Annotated in this window: 18 protein-coding genes; 7 read left to right on the top strand and 11 right to left on the bottom strand. The window is 60.8% G+C overall.

From position 1 onward, the window contains the following. Positions 1-126 precede the first annotated feature (126 nt). Positions 127-969, top strand: a complete 843-nt coding sequence (gene rsmA / locus UB90_RS20280; RefSeq protein WP_065326621.1) for a 16S rRNA (adenine(1518)-N(6)/adenine(1519)-N(6))-dimethyltransferase RsmA — start codon at positions 127-129, stop codon at positions 967-969. A gap of 90 nt (positions 970-1,059) precedes the next feature. On the opposite strand, the gene UB90_RS20275 is transcribed toward rsmA, so the two are convergent. The 3 genes from UB90_RS20275 to prfA all read right to left on the bottom strand — a co-directional run bounded on the left by UB90_RS20275 (position 1,060) and on the right by prfA (position 3,821). After that, positions 1,060-1,704, bottom strand: coding sequence for a DUF4167 domain-containing protein (locus UB90_RS20275; RefSeq protein WP_046002319.1), 645 nt, complete (start codon positions 1,702-1,704; stop codon positions 1,060-1,062). Positions 1,705-1,935: 231 nt separating this feature from the next. Next, positions 1,936-2,772 carry a peptide chain release factor N(5)-glutamine methyltransferase gene (gene prmC, locus UB90_RS20270; RefSeq protein ID WP_065326620.1) on the bottom strand — a complete coding sequence of 279 codons (837 nt, stop codon included), beginning with the start codon at positions 2,770-2,772 and terminating at the stop codon, positions 1,936-1,938. Next, positions 2,769-3,821, bottom strand: coding sequence for a peptide chain release factor 1 (prfA, locus tag UB90_RS20265; RefSeq protein ID WP_065326619.1), 1,053 nt, complete (start codon positions 3,819-3,821; stop codon positions 2,769-2,771). The genes prmC and prfA overlap by 4 nt, the downstream gene beginning before the upstream one ends. Positions 3,822-3,893: 72 nt before the next feature. Here prfA and UB90_RS20260 point away from each other — a divergent pair, with 72 nt between their 5' ends. Then, positions 3,894-4,202 (top strand): hypothetical protein, encoded by a 309-nt coding sequence (locus UB90_RS20260; RefSeq protein ID WP_039983696.1) that lies wholly within the window; start codon positions 3,894-3,896, stop codon positions 4,200-4,202. A 100-nt stretch (positions 4,203-4,302) separates the two neighbouring features. On the opposite strand, the gene speB (UB90_RS20255) is transcribed toward UB90_RS20260, so the two are convergent. From speB (UB90_RS20255) to UB90_RS20245, 3 genes are all read right to left on the bottom strand, one after another. Next, complete coding sequence (speB, locus tag UB90_RS20255) at positions 4,303-5,250, bottom strand: agmatinase (RefSeq protein WP_065326618.1); 948 nt, start codon at positions 5,248-5,250, stop codon at positions 4,303-4,305. Then, positions 5,247-6,212, bottom strand: a complete 966-nt coding sequence (speB, locus tag UB90_RS20250) for an agmatinase (RefSeq protein WP_065326617.1) — start codon at positions 6,210-6,212, stop codon at positions 5,247-5,249. The genes speB (UB90_RS20255) and speB (UB90_RS20250) overlap by 4 nt, the downstream gene beginning before the upstream one ends. Before the next feature lie 89 nt (positions 6,213-6,301). Next, positions 6,302-7,465, bottom strand: coding sequence for a M20 aminoacylase family protein (locus tag UB90_RS20245; protein WP_065326616.1), 1,164 nt, complete (start codon positions 7,463-7,465; stop codon positions 6,302-6,304). 63 nt (positions 7,466-7,528) lie between these two features. On the opposite strand from UB90_RS20245, the gene mazG reads away from it, so the two are divergent. The 3 genes from mazG (at position 7,529) to UB90_RS20230 (ending at position 9,864) form a co-directional block, all read left to right on the top strand. Further along, positions 7,529-8,350, top strand: a complete 822-nt coding sequence (gene mazG / locus UB90_RS20240) for a nucleoside triphosphate pyrophosphohydrolase (RefSeq protein ID WP_065326639.1) — start codon at positions 7,529-7,531, stop codon at positions 8,348-8,350. Positions 8,351-8,476: 126 nt separating this feature from the next. After that, positions 8,477-9,418, top strand: coding sequence for a nucleoside hydrolase (locus UB90_RS20235; RefSeq protein ID WP_065326615.1), 942 nt, complete (start codon positions 8,477-8,479; stop codon positions 9,416-9,418). Continuing rightward, complete coding sequence (locus UB90_RS20230) at positions 9,415-9,864, top strand: GNAT family N-acetyltransferase (protein ID WP_065326614.1); 450 nt, start codon at positions 9,415-9,417, stop codon at positions 9,862-9,864. The genes UB90_RS20235 and UB90_RS20230 overlap by 4 nt, the downstream gene beginning before the upstream one ends. Before the next feature lie 74 nt (positions 9,865-9,938). Here UB90_RS20230 and UB90_RS20225 read toward each other — a convergent pair whose 3' ends face one another. Both UB90_RS20225 and eno read right to left on the bottom strand, forming a co-directional pair. Beyond that, the gene (locus tag UB90_RS20225) at positions 9,939-10,550 is read right to left on the bottom strand and encodes a GNAT family N-acetyltransferase (protein WP_065326613.1); all 612 of its coding nucleotides are present in this window, start codon (positions 10,548-10,550) and stop codon (positions 9,939-9,941) included. A gap of 133 nt (positions 10,551-10,683) precedes the next feature. Further along, positions 10,684-11,961: a phosphopyruvate hydratase gene (gene eno, locus UB90_RS20220; RefSeq protein ID WP_065326612.1), complete on the bottom strand. Its 1,278-nt coding sequence runs from the start codon at positions 11,959-11,961 to the stop codon at positions 10,684-10,686. Positions 11,962-12,209: 248 nt separating this feature from the next. Between eno and UB90_RS20215 the strand changes: the two genes are divergently transcribed. Then, positions 12,210-13,448 carry an MFS transporter gene (locus tag UB90_RS20215; protein ID WP_065326611.1) on the top strand — a complete coding sequence of 413 codons (1,239 nt, stop codon included), beginning with the start codon at positions 12,210-12,212 and terminating at the stop codon, positions 13,446-13,448. 2 nt (positions 13,449-13,450) lie between these two features. On the opposite strand, the gene UB90_RS20210 is transcribed toward UB90_RS20215, so the two are convergent. Further along, positions 13,451-14,344, bottom strand: coding sequence for a DMT family transporter (locus tag UB90_RS20210; RefSeq protein ID WP_065326638.1), 894 nt, complete (start codon positions 14,342-14,344; stop codon positions 13,451-13,453). A gap of 184 nt (positions 14,345-14,528) precedes the next feature. Further along, positions 14,529-14,945, bottom strand: a complete 417-nt coding sequence (locus UB90_RS20205) for a Fur family transcriptional regulator (RefSeq protein ID WP_065326610.1) — start codon at positions 14,943-14,945, stop codon at positions 14,529-14,531. Positions 14,946-15,387: 442 nt separating this feature from the next. Between UB90_RS20205 and UB90_RS20195 the strand changes: the two genes are divergently transcribed. Then, entirely contained in the window at positions 15,388-16,716 is a 1,329-nt protein-coding gene (locus UB90_RS20195; protein WP_065326609.1) for a DEAD/DEAH box helicase, read from the top strand. Between the two features lie 218 nt (positions 16,717-16,934). Here the strand turns inward: UB90_RS20195 and UB90_RS20190 are convergent, their stop codons facing one another. Then, on the bottom strand, positions 16,935-18,353 hold the full coding sequence (locus UB90_RS20190; protein WP_065326636.1) for a protein adenylyltransferase SelO: 1,419 nt from the start codon (positions 18,351-18,353) through the stop codon (positions 16,935-16,937). Positions 18,354-18,418: the final 65 nt, after the last annotated feature.

Here is an 18,418-nt window from a genome sequence, read left to right as displayed (position 1 = left end):
CCCGGGGAGTGTGAGGGGCTGCGCCCCTCACCTGAACAAGCCTGCGCGCAGGGCATTTGCCCGGCGCACCGTTTCACAACAAAAGCCGCTTTCCAGATCGGTATCGGCCCCTTATGAAGACGCATCATGAGCGCCATCGACAATCTCCCCCCGCTGCGTGAGGTCATCGCGACCCATCAGCTCTCGGCCCGCAAATCGCTGGGCCAGAATTTCCTTCTGGATCTAAACCTGACTGCGAAAATCGCGCGTCAGGCTGGAGATCTGACTGGCTGTGACGTGCTGGAAATCGGCCCCGGCCCCGGCGGCCTCACGCGGGGGTTGCTGAGCGAAGGCGCTCGCAAGGTGCTCGCCATTGAAAAAGACCAGCGCTGCCTGCCCGCGCTGGCAGAGATCGCCGATGCTCATCCGGGCCGCCTGGAGGTGATCAATGGCGATGCGCTGGAGATCGACCCGCTGGCGCATCTGACCCCCCCGATCCGCGTCGCCGCCAACCTGCCCTATAACGTCGGCACCGAACTGCTGGTACGCTGGCTCACCCCAAAGGACTGGCCGCCGTTCTGGCAAAGCCTCACCTTGATGTTCCAACGCGAAGTGGCCGAACGGATCGTGGCGCAACCCGGCTCCAAAGCTTATGGGCGGCTTGCGATCCTTGCGCAGTGGCGCGCGGAGGCCAAGATCGCCCTGTCGCTGCCACCGGGGGCCTTTACGCCGCCGCCAAAAGTGTCCAGCGCCGTGGTCCATCTGACCGCCCTGCCAGAGCCGCGTTTCCCGGCCGATGCGGCCATCCTCAGCCGCGTGGTGGCTGCCGCCTTCAACCAGCGCCGCAAGATGCTGCGCGCCTCGCTCAAAGGCGTCTCGCCCCAAATCGAGGATCACCTGAACGCCGCAGGCATCCCGCCTACAGAACGCGCAGAGCAAGTCAGCCTAGAAGGGTTCTGTGCCCTCGCCCGCAACCTCGCGCAGACTTGATCTCTCCGAGCGGTCAAAAAAACACCCAACAACGTAAAAAACCCCGCAGCAAGCGCTACGGGGTTTTCTTTCATCTCATGCAAAGCAGCCTTATTCGGCGGCTTCCTGCGGCTCATCCGGCTTTGGTTTGGGCTTTGCGCGGCTGCGCTTTGGCTTGGCCTCCGCCTCCGGTTTTGCCTCGCCGGTCTCTCCATCTTTGGGAGCTGCCGGTTTGCGGCTGCGTGGTTTGCGCGCCGGCGCTTTCTTGGCGGGTGCAGCCTCGGGATCGGCAGTCTTGCCTTCCGGTGTTTCCACCAAACCGCTGTCATCCTGCGGCACCTGAGGCGCGGCCTCACGCGGGTCGGCGATCTCGGGCTGTGGCCCATCACCTGCAGCAACCTCGGCCGCTTCGCGCTCCTGACGCTCTAGACGCTCGGCGCGCTCACGGTCACGCTCAGCTTGGCGTTCGCGGTTCTGGCGTTCCTGCTCTTCGCGCTTGGATTCGATCTCGCGCTGCGCCTCGTTCAGCATACGCAGGTAATGTTCCGCGTGCTGCTGAAAATTCTCGGTTGCCACACGGTCATTTCCAAGCTGCGCATCGCGCGCCAGCTGGTTGTACTTATCGATGATTTGTTGCGGCGTTCCGCGAACCTTACCCTCGGGTCCAGAGCTGTCGAACACGCGGTTGACAACATTGGCCCCATTCGGGCGATTACGGTTCGACTTCGAACGCGAACGTGATTTTGACGATCTCATATGCCTAACGTCAGCCTTGGTTCTAATTGTCGAAGACCGCGTACCGCGCTTCCTGCGCATGGGCCTGCGAACGTTTTTGGGCTTGGCGTCGCCGAGAGGTCCGTTGACGTCCTCTTGCAACAGCGACACCTTGAGTAACCACGTTCCTCCGTCACAAACAAGGGGGGAACGTCGGTTTTTTGTCTCTTTTTGCATGGAGACTTCAAAATATAGCGCAATTGGGCCCTAAAGTCACGGATTTCGGCCCAAAACGACACGATCCCGACTATCGAGATCGGGCAGCACCGTCACCTCAACTAGGCCCGCAGCCCGCATCATTTCGGCCACAGCGGCCCCTTGGGTTGGACCGATCTCAACCAGCACACGCCCCCCTTGCGCCAGATGACACCCAAGCCCCGCGCAAATCAGCCGATAAGCGCTGAGACCATCAGCCCCATCCGTCAGCGCCATTTGCGGCTCATGTTCGCGCACCTCTTCCGAGAGATCATCCATCTCGTTCAAGGCGATATAGGGCGGGTTGGAGACGATCAGGTCAAACTGGCCTTTGACGGCAGAGAACCAATCCGACTGGCGAATGTCAGCCCGTGCCTCGACCCGGTGCAACACCGCATTGGCGCTGGCCTGCAGGCAGGCAGCCTCGCTCAAGTCCACACCGAGGCCCAGCGCACCCTGCTGTTCCGCCAAAAGCGTCACCAGAATGCAGCCCGAACCCACACCAAGATCCAGCACCCGCTCGAATGGTTCTGATAGGGCAGATTCGATCAGGGTCTCAGTTTCGGGGCGCGGATCCAGCACCTCCGCCGAGACCTTAAACCGGCGCCCGTAGAAATCCCGCTCGCCGATCAGATGCGACACCGGCACCCGGATCGCCCGCAGGGAAATCAACTGGTCGTAGCGCTCTGCCACCTCGTGCGAGAGTTCCTCGGGTGCAATCAGCGTCACCCGCGCCGCCTCAATGCGCGCCGCATGGGCCAGAAGCACCCGCGCGTCGCGCGCCGGATCGTCCACCCCCGCCGCCCGAAGACGTGCGGTCGCAGCAACCATGGCCTGCGCGGCGGTGGTGGTCATTGCCCCATCTCCGCCAGAAGTTTTGCCTGATGTTCGGAAATCAGCGCATCGATGATCTCATCCAGATCTCCCCCCATGATCTGCTCTAGCTTATAAAGCGTGAGGTTGATCCGGTGATCCGACATGCGCCCTTGTGGGAAATTATAGGTGCGGATGCGTTCCGAGCGATCTCCCGACCCCACCTGAGAGGCGCGATCCGCTGAGCGTTCGCTGTCGATGCGCTGCCGTTCCAGATCATATAGCCGGGTTTTCAGCACCTGCATTGCGATCTCGCGGTTGCGGTGCTGGGATTTCTCGGAACTCGTCACCACCAGTCCTGTGGGCAGGTGCGTGATCCGCACCGCCGAGTCGGTGGTGTTCACGTGCTGCCCGCCCGCACCGGAAGAGCGCATGGTATCAATGCGCAGGTCATTGGCGTCGATCTTGATATCCACGTCCTCAGCCTCTGGCAGTACCGCCACCGTGGCCGCAGAGGTGTGAATGCGCCCGCCACTCTCGGTGACAGGTACGCGCTGGACGCGGTGCACACCGCTCTCATACTTGAGCCGGGCAAAGACACCATCGCCATTGATCCGCGCCACCAATTCCTTGAGCCCGCCCAGTTCGGAGACCTGCTCTTCGATCACGTCGATCTTCCAGCCCTGCGCCTCGGCATAGCGGCTGTACATACGGTAAAGATCACCGGCAAACAGCGCCGCCTCATCGCCCCCGGTTCCGGGACGGATTTCCAGGATCGCCGCACGGCTGTCGGCTTCATCTTTGGGCAAGAGCGCCAGTTGCAGCGCATGCTCCGCCTCTGGCAGCGCCGCCTTCAGGGTGGGAATTTCTTCTTCTGCCAGCGCCTTCATATCCGGATCGGCCAGCATTTCCTCAGCCTCGGCCAGATCACTCAGCAACTGGCGATAGGCGCTAATTTGCTCTGCAACCGGGCGCAGGTCGGAATATTCCTTGGCGAGTTTTGCAATGTCGCCGCCTGCCCCATCGGCCATTGCGGCTTCAAGGTACTGATAGCGTTGCAGGATCTGTTCCAGCCGGTCTTCGGGGATCATGTCGTGGCGTGTCTCGCTGTTGGGTGCGCCTCTTGCTTTGGCGCGGGGCTTCACCTGTGATAGGCTAGAGCCATGAAACATGCCAGTGGTCTTGTCCGGTTTGCAGCCTGCGCCGCTCTTGCGGCGGGGGCTGCTTTTGCGCCATTCGCGCGGGCCGATGTCACCGGCCCTGGCGGCAAAACCATTGATTGCTACTGCACCGACACCAAAGGCGGGCGTATTGAGCTGGGCGAAACCATCTGCCTGCAGGTGGATGGGCGCATGTTCATGGCGCAGTGCCAAATGTCGCTGAATGTGCCGATGTGGCGCAAGGTCGAGGATGGCTGTCTCTCAGCGGAAAACCGTTTCAGCCCGCTGCCCCAAACACTCCCGCGCCTTTAAGGCGCTGATCGCCGGGCGATAGCCCGGCGCCCGGCCCAACGGGAGCGGATCAGCGTTGCTGATCTGGCGACGGGCGGGAGCCTCCCGCTTGGGCTTGTCTTTACTCGGATGCGCGCTCCGGCAGGATGCAGAGCAGTTCGTAGATCAGGTTGGCCGCCACCAATGCGGTATTGCCCGACGGATCATAGGGCGGCGACACTTCCACCAGATCGCAGCCCACCACATTCAGCCCCTTAAAGGCGCGGATCAGCTCCAGCGCCTGCATGGTGGTCAGCCCGCCGATTTCAGGCGTGCCGGTGCCCGGTGCAAAGGCCGGATCAAGGCTGTCGATATCATAGGAAATATAGACCGGACGTGCGCCAATATCGCGGCGAATTTCCGCGCCCATATTGTGCAACGAACGATTCCACAGCTCGGACGCAAGGAAATGCTGAAAGCCCCAGCCCTGTGGTTCCTTGAAATCATCCGGCCCATAGCCGGTGCCCCGCAGACCGATCTGATAGACCTTGTCGGCCTCTAGCAGCCCCTCCTCATAAGCGCGGCGGAACACCGTGCCATGGGTTTCCTTCTCGCCGAACATCTCGTCATTGACGTCTGCGTGGGCATCCACATGGATCACCGCGACGGGGCCGTGTTTGCGCGCAATCGCGCGCAGGATCGGCAGGGTGATCGAATGATCTCCCCCCATCGCCAGCGGCATCACCCCGGAGGCAAGGATCGCATCATAGCTTTCCTCGATGATGCGCAAGGAGTCCGCAAGGTTGAACGTGTTGATCGCCAGATCGCCAATATCCGCGATATTGAGCGTCTCAAACGGCGCCGCGCCCGTGGTCATGTTATAGGGGCGGATCATCGCGCTCTCGGCGCGGATCTGTTTGGGGCCAAACCGGGTGCCGGACCGCCAGGATGTGCCAATATCCATTGGCACGCCCAGAATGGCCACATCCAGCCCCTCCAGCGAGGTGGCCTGCGGCAGTCGCATAAACGTCCCCGGCCCGGAAAACCGTGCCAGATCATTGCCGCTGATGGGTTGATTGAACTCGCTCATCGTCCTGTCATCCTCCAGCCCAGAAGGCAGATAATACTCATGGCCACATGGGCGCCCGCAATGGCGGTGGCGCCGGTGGTGTCAAAGGGCGGTGAAACCTCGACGATATCGCCGCCCACAATGTTGATGCCACGCAGGCCCTTCAGGATGGCCTCTGCCTGCGCCGTGGTCAGACCGCCCCAGACCGGCGTGCCGGTGCCCGGCGCATAGGCCGGATCAAGGCAATCGATGTCAAAGGTTAGATAGACCGGCCGGTCGCCCAGAACCTCGCGGATGCGGCGCGCGGTCTCGACCGGGCCGATCTCATGCACGGTGGGGGCATCGATGGTCGGCACGCCGAGATTGTCCTCATTGGTGGTGCGAATGCCCACCTGCACCGAGGTTGCGGGATCAATAATGCCGGATTTCACCGCCTTGTAGAACATCGTGCCATGATCGACGCGGCTGAAATCATCATCGGCCCAGGTATCGCTGTGGGCATCGAAATGCAGCAACGAGATCGGCCCGTATTTCTCAGCATAGGCCTTGAGGATCGGAAAGCTCACATAATGGTCGCCGCCAATCGCAACCGAGGCCGTCTCCGTCGCCAGAATGCCCCGGATATGGTCCGTCAGCGTGTCGGGAAAGGCCGGAACATTGGCATAATCAAACGCCAGGTCACCATAATCCACAATCGCCAGTTCGCTTGCAGGGCAAATGTCCCACCCATAAGGCGCATCCGGGCTTTGCAGGGCAGATGCCTCACGCACCGCACGCGGCCCAAGCCGAGTGCCGGGCCGGTTGGTCACCGCCTGATCAAACGGGATGCCCGTGACCGCGATATCCGCATGTGTCAGATCCTTAGTGTAGCGCCGTCGCAGAAACGATGTTGCCCCGCCAAAGGTATTCTCAAAGCTGAGACCCTTAAGATCCTCGCGAGTAAAGGCTTGATCTACCTGTGTTTTTGCGTCTTCCAGCGCCATGTCGGACTGCTCCCTATTCTCGGGTTATGCTCACGTCCTAGCCAATGCAGGCGGGCTTGTCATCCGAAAGCCCGCCACCGATTGCGATTTCACGCCAAAGGCTGTGCTTTCTCCACCAGACGGGCAAAGAACGACGCCCCGACCGGAGAGATCTCATCGTTGAAATCATATTCCGGGTGATGCAGCCCGGCGGTGTCGCCTTGACCAAGGAACAGATAAGCGCCGGGACGAGCTTGCAGCATATATGAGAAATCCTCCGCCCCCATCTCGCGGCCCGCATCCCCCTGCACATTAGCATCGCCAGAGATTTCGCGCGCAATATCGGTGGCAAAGGCCGCCTTTTCAGCATCATTGATGGTGGCGGGATACCCAACCGCATAATCAAGCTCTGCATCCACTCCGTAAGCCACCGCACAGCCCTTCACGATCTCATCAAAACGCGCCATCACCATGCGCTGCACCTCCGGATTGAAGGTGCGCACCGTGCCGTTGATATAGGCGGTTTCGGGGATCACATTGTCGACGGTGCCGGTGTGGATCTGAGTGACGGAAATCACCAGATCCTCGGTCGCATGATGGTTGCGGCTGACGATGGTCTGGATCGCTTGCGCCATGCCACAGGCGGCCATCACCGGATCACGGGTCTCATGCGGCATTGCACCATGACCGCCCAGCCCTTTGATGTTGATGGTAAACTCATCCACCGCCGCCATCAGCGCGCCCGGCGTGGTGACAAAATGGCCAACCGGCAGCCCCGGCGCATTGTGCAGCGCGTAGACTTCCTTGATGTCAAAGCGCTCCATCACGCCTTCCTCAACCATGATCTGCGCGCCGCCGATCACCTCTTCGGCGGGCTGGAACAGCAGCGCCACCCGGCCTTTGAAATTGCGCGTCTCGGCCAGATATTTCGCCGCGCCGAGCAGCATCGTGGTGTGCCCGTCATGGCCACAGGCATGCATTTTCCCCGGTTCCTGAGACTTGTAGTCCAGATCGCGCACCTCGGTGATCGGCAGTGCGTCCATATCCGCGCGCAGACCAAGGGTCGGCCCGTCGCCCTGACCCTTGATGATGGCCACAATCCCGTTCTGCGCGATCCCGCCGTGGATCTCATCAACGCCGAATGTCTCAAGGATCTCAGTCACATATGCGGCGGTCTTTACGGTGTCCAATCCCAGTTCAGGGATCTGGTGAAGATGGCGTCGCCAGGTCTTCATGTCTTCGGCATAATCGGCGATGCGGTTCACGACCGGCATGGGGTGGACTCCTGTCAAATAGTCGGGATGATGCAGCAGAACACGAAATCCCGGGCAGGTGCAATGAGCGACGACAGGTTGATCCACGATGAAAATGCAGGAATCGAACGGCTCTTGGAAATTATGCGTCGCCTGCGCGATCCCAAAACCGGCTGCCCATGGGATATCGAACAAAGCTTTGCCAGTATCGCGCCCTACACCATCGAAGAGGCCTATGAGGTCGCCGACGCCATTGAGCGCGAAAAATGGGACGAGTTGAAAGGCGAGTTGGGCGATCTTCTGTTCCAATCGGTCTTTCACGCGCAAATGGCAGAGGAAGCCGGGCATTTCACCTTTCAGGACGTGGTCACCACCATGTCCAACAAGATGGTCTCGCGCCATCCACATGTGTTTGGCGACGAGAGCCGCGATAAATCCGCCGACCAGCAAACGCAGGATTGGGAGACGATCAAGGCCGCCGAACGCGCTGCCAAGGCAGAGACCGGTGCGCTGGATGGTGTTGCCGTGGGGCTGCCCGCCTTGCTGCGGGCCTACAAGCTGCAAAAACGGGCCGCGCGGGTCGGGTTTGACTGGCCGTCCGCCCAGAACGTGCTGGCCAAGATCGCCGAAGAATCTGCCGAGTTGGTCGAGGCTCAAGAGAGTCTCACTCAGGATGAAGTCGAAGAAGAGTTTGGCGACCTTCTGTTCGTGATGGCCAATCTGGGCCGCCATCTCGGCGTTGAACCCGAAGCCGCCCTGCGTCGCACCAACGCCAAATTCACTCGCCGTTTCAAGGGAGTAGAGGCCAAACTTGCCGCTCGCGGCAAGCGCGCAGAGGACAGCGATTTGGATGAAATGGACGCGCTTTGGAACGATGTAAAAGCTGAGGAAAAAGCCCGCAGCTAACCCGCCCGCCCGGCCTCTGACGCCGGAACTTTGATCATTTGTTGTGCGCTTGCGCTCAAAACACATAGCCGTGCAATGCACAGACCCCGGTTTGTCGCCGCCCACTTACCCCGATGGAGCCCCCCAATGCCCCCCCGCAAAATTATCATCGACACGGACCCGGGACAGGACGATGCGGTCGCAATCCTGCTGGCTTTGGGCTCTCCCGAAGACATTGATCTGCTCGGGATCACCACGGTCGCCGGAAATGTGCCGCTGGCCCTGACGCAAAAGAACGCCCGCATCACCTGCGAAGTTGCAGGACGGCCAGAGATCAAAGTGTTCGCCGGCTGTGATGCCCCGCTGGAGCGCCCCCTCGTCACCGCCGAACATGTCCACGGCAGCACTGGCCTCGACGGGCCGGATCTGTTTGAGCCCACCATGGCGTTGCAGGACCGGCATGGCGTCGAGTTTATCATCGACACCCTGCGTGCAGAGGCCCCCGGCACCGTGACGCTCTGTCCTCTCGGCCCGCTCACCAATATTGGAGCGGCTTTTCGCAAAGCTCCCGATATCATTGATCGCGTTCAGGAAATCGTCCTGATGGGAGGCGCTTATTTCGAGGTCGGCAATATAACCCCGGCTGCAGAATTCAACATCTACGTCGATCCCGAAGCCGCCCGGGACGTCCTCGCCTCGGGCGTCAAGATCACCATGATGCCGCTTGATGTCACTCACAAGGCGCTGACCTCGCGGGCACGGGTTCAGGCCTTTCGCGACCTTGGCAGCCGCGTCGGCAACTTCACCGCAGATATGCTTGATTTCTTTGAACGATTTGACGTTGAGAAATATGGCTCCGAAGGTGGTCCGCTGCATGACCCTTGTGTGATTGCCTACCTGATCCAACCAGAACTGTTCTCCGGCCGCCACATCAACGTCGAGATTGAGACCGCCTCTCCCCTGACCCTCGGGATGACAGTTGCGGACTGGTGGGGCGTTACAGACCGTCCAGCCAACGCGCTGTTCATCGGCGATGTCGATGCAGACGGTTTTTTTGCCCTGCTGACCGAACGGCTGGGCCGACTATGAGTGCCTCTCTACATCTCGCCCGCCCCGAAGATCTGGAAAAACTGCTCACCTTGGTGGAGGGATTTCACGCCGAAGAAGGCATCGACAGCACGGATGAGCAACGGCGCGGCGCGCTGCTACCGCTCCTCGAAGGGATCCCCTATGGCGCAATCTACCTGATCGGCCCGGTGCGTGCGCCTATCGGCTACATCATTGTGACCTTCACATGGTCGGTGGAGTTTGGCGGCCTCGATGGGATGATTGATGAGTTCTTCATTCGCCCCGCCGTGCGCGGACGCGGCATCGCCACGGAGGTGCTTCATGCCCTGCCCCGCACCCTTGCAGAGGCAGGCGTGCGCGCCCTGCACCTCGAGGTTGATCGCGACAATGAACCCGCAATCAAACTCTACACCCGCGCCCGCTTCAGCGCCCGCGAGCGTTACATTCTCATGAGCCGCGCGCTCTGATCAACGCCGCCGCCTTTTCAACTTCTTATAAATATCTCGGGGAGCGCGAGGGGCTGGCCCCTCGCCCCCTCACCTCACACCTTGATCAGAGGGATATGCGGGGCGCGCGCCTCTGGGATCAGACCTGAAATCCGTGGATCATCCGCAATTTCAACAGCGCGCCCATAAGGCACAAACCCCGAGCGCGTATAAAACCCTAGCGCCTGCGGACTGTCGAGCGTACAGGTATGCACAAAGAAGCGGTTGATATCGCGGGAAAATGCACGCGCGATGGCATGTTCCATCAGCCAGCGCCCCACACCGCCACCGATCAGATCTGCGGACAGGCCAAAGAACGACAATTCGCAATCCCCGTTCGCCATCCACTCCAGTTCCAACAGGCCCAGATCCTCGCCCTGTTTTTGCACCGACCAAACCTCGACCGCATCCGATTTCAGATGCGCCGCAAGGTCCGCCTCTTCCCAAAGCAGGCGTGAAAACCACAGGTAATCCTCGCCCACAAGGCGGTAGAGACCACGATACCACGCCACAGAAGGCGCATCATGCAACGCCAACGTCAGATCTGGCTGCGGTGCGCTCTTACGCGGCTTTGGGCGCACTTTCATCTCCAGATAGGTCACAACGGACGCCAGCTTTCCCACGGGCAGGTCGGTGATGCCATCCGGCAAGGTTGGGGCAAATGTCATAGCGCGCATCCGAGTATTTTGTATCCAATCTCCCCATGACTAAGGCGCTGTCCGCGCTTGCACAACCCATGCGCCAAATGCAAAACGCCCCGGATCTCTCCGGGGCGCCTGCCATCAAAGAAGTGCGTAAAAATCAGCCCTTGAGGATCGAACGCCCCGCATATTCCGCGATCTCGCCGAGGGTTTCCTCGATACGGATCAGCTGGTTGTATTTCGCGAGCCGGTCAGAACGCGCCAGCGAGCCGGTTTTGATCTGACCGCAGTTGGTCGCGACGGCGAGGTCAGCGATGGTGGCGTCCTCGGTCTCGCCAGAGCGGTGCGACATCACATTGGTATAGCGCGCGCGATGCGCCATATCGACTGCTTGCAGGGTCTCGGTGAGCGAGCCGATCTGGTTCACCTTCACCAGCATGGAGTTGGCACAGCCGCGCTCGATGCCTTCTGCCAGACGCACCGGGTTGGTCACGAACAGATCGTCGCCCACCAACTGCACCTTATCGCCAATCTGGTCGGTCAACGCCTTCCAGCCGTCCCAGTCATCCTCGGACATGCCGTCCTCGATCGAGATGATCGGGTAGTCATTGACCAGAGCGGCCAGATAGGCGGCGTTTTCTTCCGAGGTCAGGGTCTTGCCCTCGCCCGACAGGACGTATTTGCCGTCTTTGTAGTACTCAGTGGCTGCACAATCGAGCGCGAGGTAGATCTCCTCGCCGGGCTTGTAACCCGCCTTCTCGATGGACTTCAGAATGAAATCAAGTGCTTCACGGGTGGAGGCAATGTTGGGGGCAAAGCCACCCTCATCGCCGATCCCGGTGGACAGACCCGCCGCCGACAGCTCTTTTTTCAGGGTGTGGAACACTTCAGAGCCCATGCGGACCGCGTCGCGGATGTTTTCCGCAGCGACCGGCATGATCATGAATTCCTGAATATCGATCGGGTTATCCGCATGCTCGCCACCGTTGATGATGTTCATCATCGGCACCGGCAGAACCCGTGCCGCCGCACCGCCGACATAGCGATAGAGCGGCTGGGTGGTGAAATCCGCCGCCGCCTTGGCCACCGCCAGCGACACGCCGAGGATGGCGTTTGCGCCCAGACGGCTCTTGTTGTCGGTGCCGTCGAGTTCGATCATCGCGCGGTCGATGGAGACCTGCTCGGTGGCATCAAAGCCCACCAGCTCATCGGCGATCTCGCCATTGACGGCTGCAACCGCCTCAAGGACGCCCTTGCCCATGTAACGGGACTTGTCGCCGTCGCGCTTTTCCACCGCCTCATAGGCACCGGTCGATGCGCCAGACGGCACCGCCGCGCGGCCCATGGTGCCGTCTTCGAGAACGACATCGACTTCGACGGTGGGGTTGCCCCGGCTGTCGAGGATCTCGCGGGCGTGAATGTCGATAATGGTGCTCATCGCAAATGGTCCCTCACTGTGACACGATTTGCCCCCGGTCATAGCAAGCCCGTGTAAAAAGTAAACCTGAGGCGTTATCGCTAACGGTCGTTATTCGAGAGGTTTAACCCTAACATTGGGAAATTTTCTCCACTGCCCTCGCTGCCCTCACCTCACGCCGCGACAAAAATGACGCGGCAGCGGCGTGAAGCATCACGATGGTAGCGCTCACCCTTGCGTGCAATTCTTAACAGATCAAGCATACGCGCATGTCCAAACCCATCCGATTCCACGAATTTCTCCTCAGCAACGCGCCCTATCTTTCGGCGGGTGTGCTGCTGACCTTTCTGTCGAGCTTTGGGCAGACCTTTTTCATTTCGATCTTTGCCGGGCAGATCCAGACGGAGTTTGGTCTCAGCCATGCGGGCTGGGGCGGGCTTTATATGGTGGGAACTACGGCCTCGGCTCTGTTGATGGTGGCGGCGGGGGGCCTCTCGGACATTTTGCGGGTGCGTCAGCTCGGTGCCCTCGTGCTCTGTGGGCTGGCGGCGGCCTGCGTGCTGATGGCGCTCAATCACAACTACTGGGTCTTGCCGCTGTCGATATTCGCTCTGCGGTTCTTTGGTCAGGGCATGAGCACCCATCTGGCGATCGTCGCCATGGCGCGGTGGTTTGTCGCCACGCGCGGACGGGCGCTGTCGATTGCGGCACTTGGCGTTGCCCTTGGGCAGGCCCTCTTGCCACTGATCTTTGTGGCACTGATGACGATACTGGACTGGCGCACGCTCTGGCTCGTCAGCGCTGCCGTTTGCCTTATGGGCGCACCTGTGTTGGTGCGGTTGCTCTCGCAGGAACGCACGCCGCAATCCTCCTCAGAGGATGTCAGCAGCACTGGCATGGACAACCGCCACTGGACGCGCTGGGAGGCTCTGCGCTCTCCGGTGTTCTGGTTGATGGTGCCATCCATTCTGGGACCTGCGGCCTTCACAACGGCATTCTTCTTTCACCAGCTTCATTTTGCTACTACCAAAGGCTGGACCCTGTTGGAACTGGTGGCGTATTTCCCCTTTTTTACCGTGATGTCGGTCGTCTCAATGCTGGTGGCGGGCTGGGCGCTGGATCGCTGGGGCGCAACACGGCTGATGCCGCTTTATCAGCTGCCCCTGGTCGCGGCCTTCATCATCTTTGCCACCGTCTCCAGCGGCGTGGGCATGGCTGCGGGGTTCCTCTGCATGGCGGCCTCGGTCGGGGCGCATTCGGTACTGCCAAGTTCGTTCTGGGCCGAAGTCTACGGCACCCGCAGTATTGGCGCGATCAAGTCACTGGTGATGGCGGTCATGGTCTTTGGCACCGCCGTCGGGCCGGGCCTGACCGGGCTGCTGATCGACCTTGGCATCAATTTTGACAAGCAAGGCTATGGGATCGCGGTATATTTCCTGCTCACCACCCTCTGCATGGTGTTCGGTGTTGCAACCGCACGCGGGCGGCTAACAGCCGCCACCGCCTGAGATCAGGCGGGCTGTACCGCCATCCGCGCGGCCCGACGGGCCAGACGGCGTTCACGCACAAAGGTATAAAGCCCGGTGGCAATGATCAGCGCCGATCCCAGCAGCGTCATCGCATCGGGGCGCTCGGAAAACACAATCGCGCCGCCAATCATTGAAAACACCAGACGCGAATAGCGAAACGGTGTGATGACCGCCGCGTCGGCAATCCGCGTCGCTGTGACGATGCCATAATAAGCCACCACCCCAAAGATCGTACCCCCTGCGAGCATCCCCCACTCAAAAGAGGTCGGCGCAACCATTGTCTGTGGTGTCAACAACAGCATCGCTCCGCCCGCGACGACAACCGCAAGATAGGCCTGAACGCTCACCACAGAAGACGGAATGCTTGCGGGCATCCGGCGGGTCATCAGATCACGCGCAGCCACGCAGAGCACCGAAACCAGCACCAACAGCGCGTTGGGCTCGAACCCTGCCAAACCCGGACGGATGATGATCAAAACACCGATAAAGCCCACAAAAATCGCACTCCACCGGCGCCAGCCCACTTGTTCCCCCAGAAACAGGGCCGCGCCCATGGTGATCGCCAACGGCGTCGCCTGAAACACCGCCGCCACCACCGAGATGTCGACCAAGGCCAGCGCGGTGGCAAAGCTCATCGCAGCGCCCCCTTCCGCCAAGGCGCGCAACACAGGCATCGGCTGCCATGCATCGCGGCTCCAGAGACTCTGTTTTTGCAAGCGCAATGCGACAAAGAACACAACACCCGCGCCAAGACCGATGAACAAGAGGATCTGGCCCACAGCGAGGCTGCCGGAGAGTTGCTTGATGAACAGATCCTCGATGGTAAAGCCAACCATCGCGATCAGCAGCAGCACAATACCTTTGACATTATCCATGGGGCGCGCGTCCTTGGCGAAAGCTCGGAAATTTTGCCAGCCATCGCGCGATGCGACCGCATGACGCAAGGCCCAAATCATGCCCGCATCAGCAGAAGTTGTGACGCCATGCATTCACAACGCTGATAGGTCATCCACCTGCGGGATATGGATTGTCATGGAGATAAAGCCAGCCTGACGCGGTTCAGCCGTTCTTTTTGAGTGGCACGCCATAGAGTTCGAGCTTGTGGCCCTTGAGCTGATAACCCAGCTTTTTGGCGATTTTTTCCTGCAGTTCTTCGATTTCCGGATCGCAGAATTCGATCACTTCACCGCTGTTGAGATCGATCAAATGGTCATGATGATCGCGGTCTGCATCCTCATAGCGCGCACGCCCATCGCCGAACTCAAGCCGTTCAAGAATACCTGATTCTTCAAAAAGTTTGACGGTGCGATAGACCGTCGCCAAAGAAATCCCGGAATCCTGTGCATTGGCGCGGGCATGCAATTCTTCCACATCCGGGTGGTCGTCGCTTTCCTGCAGGACGCGGGCAATGGTGCGCCGCGGCGCGGTCATACGCAGGCCGCGGGCCTCGCAGCGGGAGATAATCGTATCTGTCATGCCTGTTACGTCCCTGTCGTTCACTGCGGGGTCCCTTGCTTGGCGCTTCTTTTTAGCGAATGCAAGCCACATCGCAAACAGCCAACTTGCCGCCCCCACCATTGACATTTGTGCCGCGCCACGCCATTTGCGCCTCAGGCACACCCTCTGCCGCGTGAGCAGAGATCCGCAGCGCCGCCAGCCCATCAATGGTTTGGCCCGCCCCTGTCCCTTGCACTTGCTGATGTTAGCAGGCGTTGAATGGGCAGTTTGCAACGGATCTTGTCGGGGATGCCATGGTTCCAAGATCACGCGTGGGGCTAGTTGCGGCAGATCGACCGAACGGCATGCGGCCGTCTGGGTCTGAGGTCTCCGCCCCACTGAATGATCGGGAGGTACGGCTAAACGCCTGCCCCCGAAACGGCTGTGCGCCTGCGGGCGGCAGCTGTTGAGAGGACTTTGAATGACTGAATTTTCCACGATGGATCTGCCCAAGCACCTGCACACCCGCATGGAAGCCATGGGTTTTAACACCCCCACCCCCATTCAGGCGCGCGCGATCCCGCATGCTCTGAACGGTCAGGATGTACTGGGTCTCGCCCAGACCGGCACCGGCAAGACCGCGGCCTTTGGCGTGCCGCTGGTGGCGCAGATGCTGGAATATGGCCAAAAGCCCGCCGCCGGGACCGTGCGCGGTTTGATCCTTGCCCCGACGCGCGAGCTTGCAAACCAGATCGCTGAAACCCTGCGTGGCCTCACCGAAGGCAGCCCGCTCAAGACCGGGCTGGTGGTTGGCGGTGTCTCCATCAATCCGCAGATCAACCGATTGTCCCGTGGCACCGACATTCTGGTCGCCACGCCCGGACGTCTCTTGGATATTCTCGACCGCAAGGCGCTGGATCTGGGATCTTGTGACTTTCTGGTTCTGGACGAGGCCGACCAGATGCTGGATCTGGGCTTTATCCATGCCCTGCGCAAGATCGCAGCGCTTCTGCCCGAAAAGCGCCAGACCATGCTGTTCTCGGCCACGATGCCCAAGCAGATGAACGAGATCGCAAATGCCTATCTCAAGAGTCCCGTGCGCATTGAGGTGACCCCTCCGGGCAAGCCCGCCGCCAAGGTGACACAGTCCGTGCATTTCATTGCCAAGGCAGAGAAACTCAGCCTTCTGAAGGAGTTGCTGGCCAAACATGATGGCGAGCGTACGCTGGTCTTTGGCCGCACCAAACACGGCATGGAAAAGCTGATGAAGGTGCTGGACAAGGCAGGCTTCAAGGCCGCCGCGATCCACGGTAACAAAAGCCAGGGCCAGCGCGAACGGGCGTTGAAGGCCTTTAAGTCAGGCGAGATCACCGTTCTGGTGGCGACGGATGTGGCGGCACGCGGGCTGGATATTCCGGATGTGAAATACGTCTATAACTACGAGCTGCCCAATGTGCCGGATGCCTATGTGCACCGGATCGGCCGCACCGCGCGCGCGGGCAAGGATGGTCAGGCCGTGGCCTTCTGTGCCCCCGATGAGATCGGCGATCTGAAAGCGATCCAGAAAACCATGGGCATCACCATTCCTGTGGCCTCGGGCCGCGCCTGGGAAGAACTGCCCGATCCGGCCGCCAAACCCGCGCGTGGTGGCGGACGTGGTCGCCCCGGCGGCGGTGGTGGCCGTGGCAAAGGCAGCGGCAAACCCGGTGGTGGGCGTCGTCGCTTTGGCGGTGGCAAATCCGAAGGGCAGCCCGGTGGTGGCGAAGCCCGGAACTCCGCGGGCGGTGGCGGGCGGCGGCGTAAATCCTGATCGAAGCGCCCTTTCGAACAGCGCGCCTACGGCGCGCAGGCTCAAGATCCGTGGATCTTGAGCCTCCCTCCCGGGCATTCTCCCGCCCCTTTCACAGGCGCTAAAGCGCCAACAAAAGCGTTGGGCCGCGCAGGCCGCGCCAAAGGCGCGGCCTGCGCCCCCGGGCGACGCGGAACGCGGCGCAAAACCTCTTGCCTTGGCAGGGCAGACCCTTCTGCTCAGGTGCCGCAGAACGTCGCCTGTACAACCTCATCCTCCGCAGGGGGGCGGCGCAGATCGGCAAATTCTTCGCTGGTCTCAAACGGCGCCGCCAATGCGGTCATCAGACGCTCAAACGGTGCATAATCACCTGCCACCGCCGAGGCGATCATCTGCTCGATCCGGTGGTTGCGCGGGATCAGAACCGGGTTGGCACGCGCCATTCGCGCTTGGGCATCAGTTTCGCGTTGTATACGCTCTTTCCAGCGCGCCTCCCACGCATCAAAGCTTGCAGGCTCAAGAAACTGATCGCGGGCATTTCCCTCAAAAAGCGCGCGGAAGCTATTGGTGAAATCGGCCTGCCCTTGCGCCATCACTTGCAGCAGATCGCTCACCAATTCCAAATCGCCCTCAGCGACAGTGCCGATGCCGATCTTTGCACAGAACTGGCGCAGCCATGCTTCTTGCAACAGATCCGGCATAGCGTGGACGATTTCGGTTGCTTCATCGAGCACGCTTTCGGGATCGTCCTCCAGCTGAATCAGCGCCGTGGCGAGTTGCGCGAGGTTCCAGACCGCGATCTGCGGCTGGTTCGCATAGGCATAACGCCCGGTGCGATCAATCGAAGAAAACACCCGGTTTGGATGATAGACGTCCATAAAGGCGCATGGACCATAATCGATGGTTTCCCCTGCGATGGAGGAGTTATCCGTATTCATCACCCCATGAATGAACCCCACGCCCATCCACGCGGAGATCAGCTCTACCTGTGCATCCCGCACCGCCCGCAACAGCCCCATTGGCCCCTGCGCCTCCGGGTAGTGGCGCGCAATAGCGTAGTCCGTGAGGGTCCGCAGCGCCTCTTGATGGCCGCGCGCGGCAAAGATCTGAAAGGTGCCCACGCGCAGATGGCTCCGCGCCACACGGGTCAGAACCGCCCCGGGCAAGCCCCCCTCGCGCCAGACCGTCTCGCCCGTTGCCACGGCTGCCAGCGCCCGCGTGGTCGGGATACCCAGCGCGTGCATGGCCTCAGAGACCACATATTCCCGCAGAACCGGGCCGAGCCAAGCGCGCCCGTCGCCATTGCGCGAATAAGGCGTGGGACCGGAGCCCTTGAGCTGGATATCACGGCGAATGCCATCGGTGCCCACAACCTCGCCCAAAAGCACCGCGCGCCCATCGCCAAGCTGCGGGTTGTAACTGCCAAACTGATGCCCCGCATAAAGCTGCGCCAACGGATCAGCCCCCTCAGGCACCACATTGCCGCCAAAGATGTCGGCCAGTTCCTCATCGCGCCCGCGGGTGATCCCCAACCGGGCGGCAAGCGCGTCATTGAAGGCGATGAGCCGAGGGGCCTTTACCGGGGTTGGGGCCTGCCGGCTGTAGAACTCGGGCGCAAGTTGCGCATATGTATTGTCAAACGGGATATCGAGGGTCATGGGCCAAACATATGCCGCCCCACCTGAATTACCACCCGCAATCACACCAACTCCGGAGCCATAGT

The sequence above is a fragment of the Tritonibacter mobilis genome (assembly GCF_001681715.1).
GTDB classification, from domain to species: domain Bacteria; phylum Pseudomonadota; class Alphaproteobacteria; order Rhodobacterales; family Rhodobacteraceae; genus Epibacterium; species Epibacterium mobile.
This window is presented reverse-complemented; position numbering and strand designations above follow the sequence as displayed.

Bases quoted from the DNA above. Each gene is read 5' to 3' on its own strand.
- UB90_RS20210 (WP_065326638.1), bottom strand. From the start codon at position 14,344: ATGGATAATGTCAAAGGTATTGTGCTGCTGCTGATCGCGATGGTTGGC.
- mazG (WP_065326639.1), top strand. From the start codon at position 7,529: ATGAGCGACGACAGGTTGATCCACGATGAAAATGCAGGAATCGAACGG.
- UB90_RS20225 (WP_065326613.1), bottom strand. From the start codon at position 10,550: ATGACATTTGCCCCAACCTTGCCGGATGGCATCACCGACCTGCCCGTG.
- prfA (WP_065326619.1), bottom strand. From the start codon at position 3,821: ATGATCCCCGAAGACCGGCTGGAACAGATCCTGCAACGCTATCAGTAC.
- UB90_RS20190 (WP_065326636.1), bottom strand. From the start codon at position 18,353: ATGACCCTCGATATCCCGTTTGACAATACATATGCGCAACTTGCGCCC.
- UB90_RS20245 (WP_065326616.1), bottom strand. From the start codon at position 7,465: ATGCCGGTCGTGAACCGCATCGCCGATTATGCCGAAGACATGAAGACC.
- UB90_RS20215 (WP_065326611.1), top strand. From the start codon at position 12,210: ATGTCCAAACCCATCCGATTCCACGAATTTCTCCTCAGCAACGCGCCC.
- eno (WP_065326612.1), bottom strand. From the start codon at position 11,961: ATGAGCACCATTATCGACATTCACGCCCGCGAGATCCTCGACAGCCGG.
- UB90_RS20230 (WP_065326614.1), top strand. From the start codon at position 9,415: ATGAGTGCCTCTCTACATCTCGCCCGCCCCGAAGATCTGGAAAAACTG.
- speB (WP_065326617.1), bottom strand. From the start codon at position 6,212: ATGGCGCTGGAAGACGCAAAAACACAGGTAGATCAAGCCTTTACTCGC.
- UB90_RS20275 (WP_046002319.1), bottom strand. From the start codon at position 1,704: ATGAGATCGTCAAAATCACGTTCGCGTTCGAAGTCGAACCGTAATCGC.
- UB90_RS20260 (WP_039983696.1), top strand. From the start codon at position 3,894: ATGAAACATGCCAGTGGTCTTGTCCGGTTTGCAGCCTGCGCCGCTCTT.
- UB90_RS20205 (WP_065326610.1), bottom strand. From the start codon at position 14,945: ATGACAGATACGATTATCTCCCGCTGCGAGGCCCGCGGCCTGCGTATG.
- UB90_RS20195 (WP_065326609.1), top strand. From the start codon at position 15,388: ATGACTGAATTTTCCACGATGGATCTGCCCAAGCACCTGCACACCCGC.
- speB (WP_065326618.1), bottom strand. From the start codon at position 5,250: ATGAGCGAGTTCAATCAACCCATCAGCGGCAATGATCTGGCACGGTTT.
- rsmA (WP_065326621.1), top strand. From the start codon at position 127: ATGAGCGCCATCGACAATCTCCCCCCGCTGCGTGAGGTCATCGCGACC.
- UB90_RS20235 (WP_065326615.1), top strand. From the start codon at position 8,477: ATGCCCCCCCGCAAAATTATCATCGACACGGACCCGGGACAGGACGAT.
- prmC (WP_065326620.1), bottom strand. From the start codon at position 2,772: ATGACCACCACCGCCGCGCAGGCCATGGTTGCTGCGACCGCACGTCTT.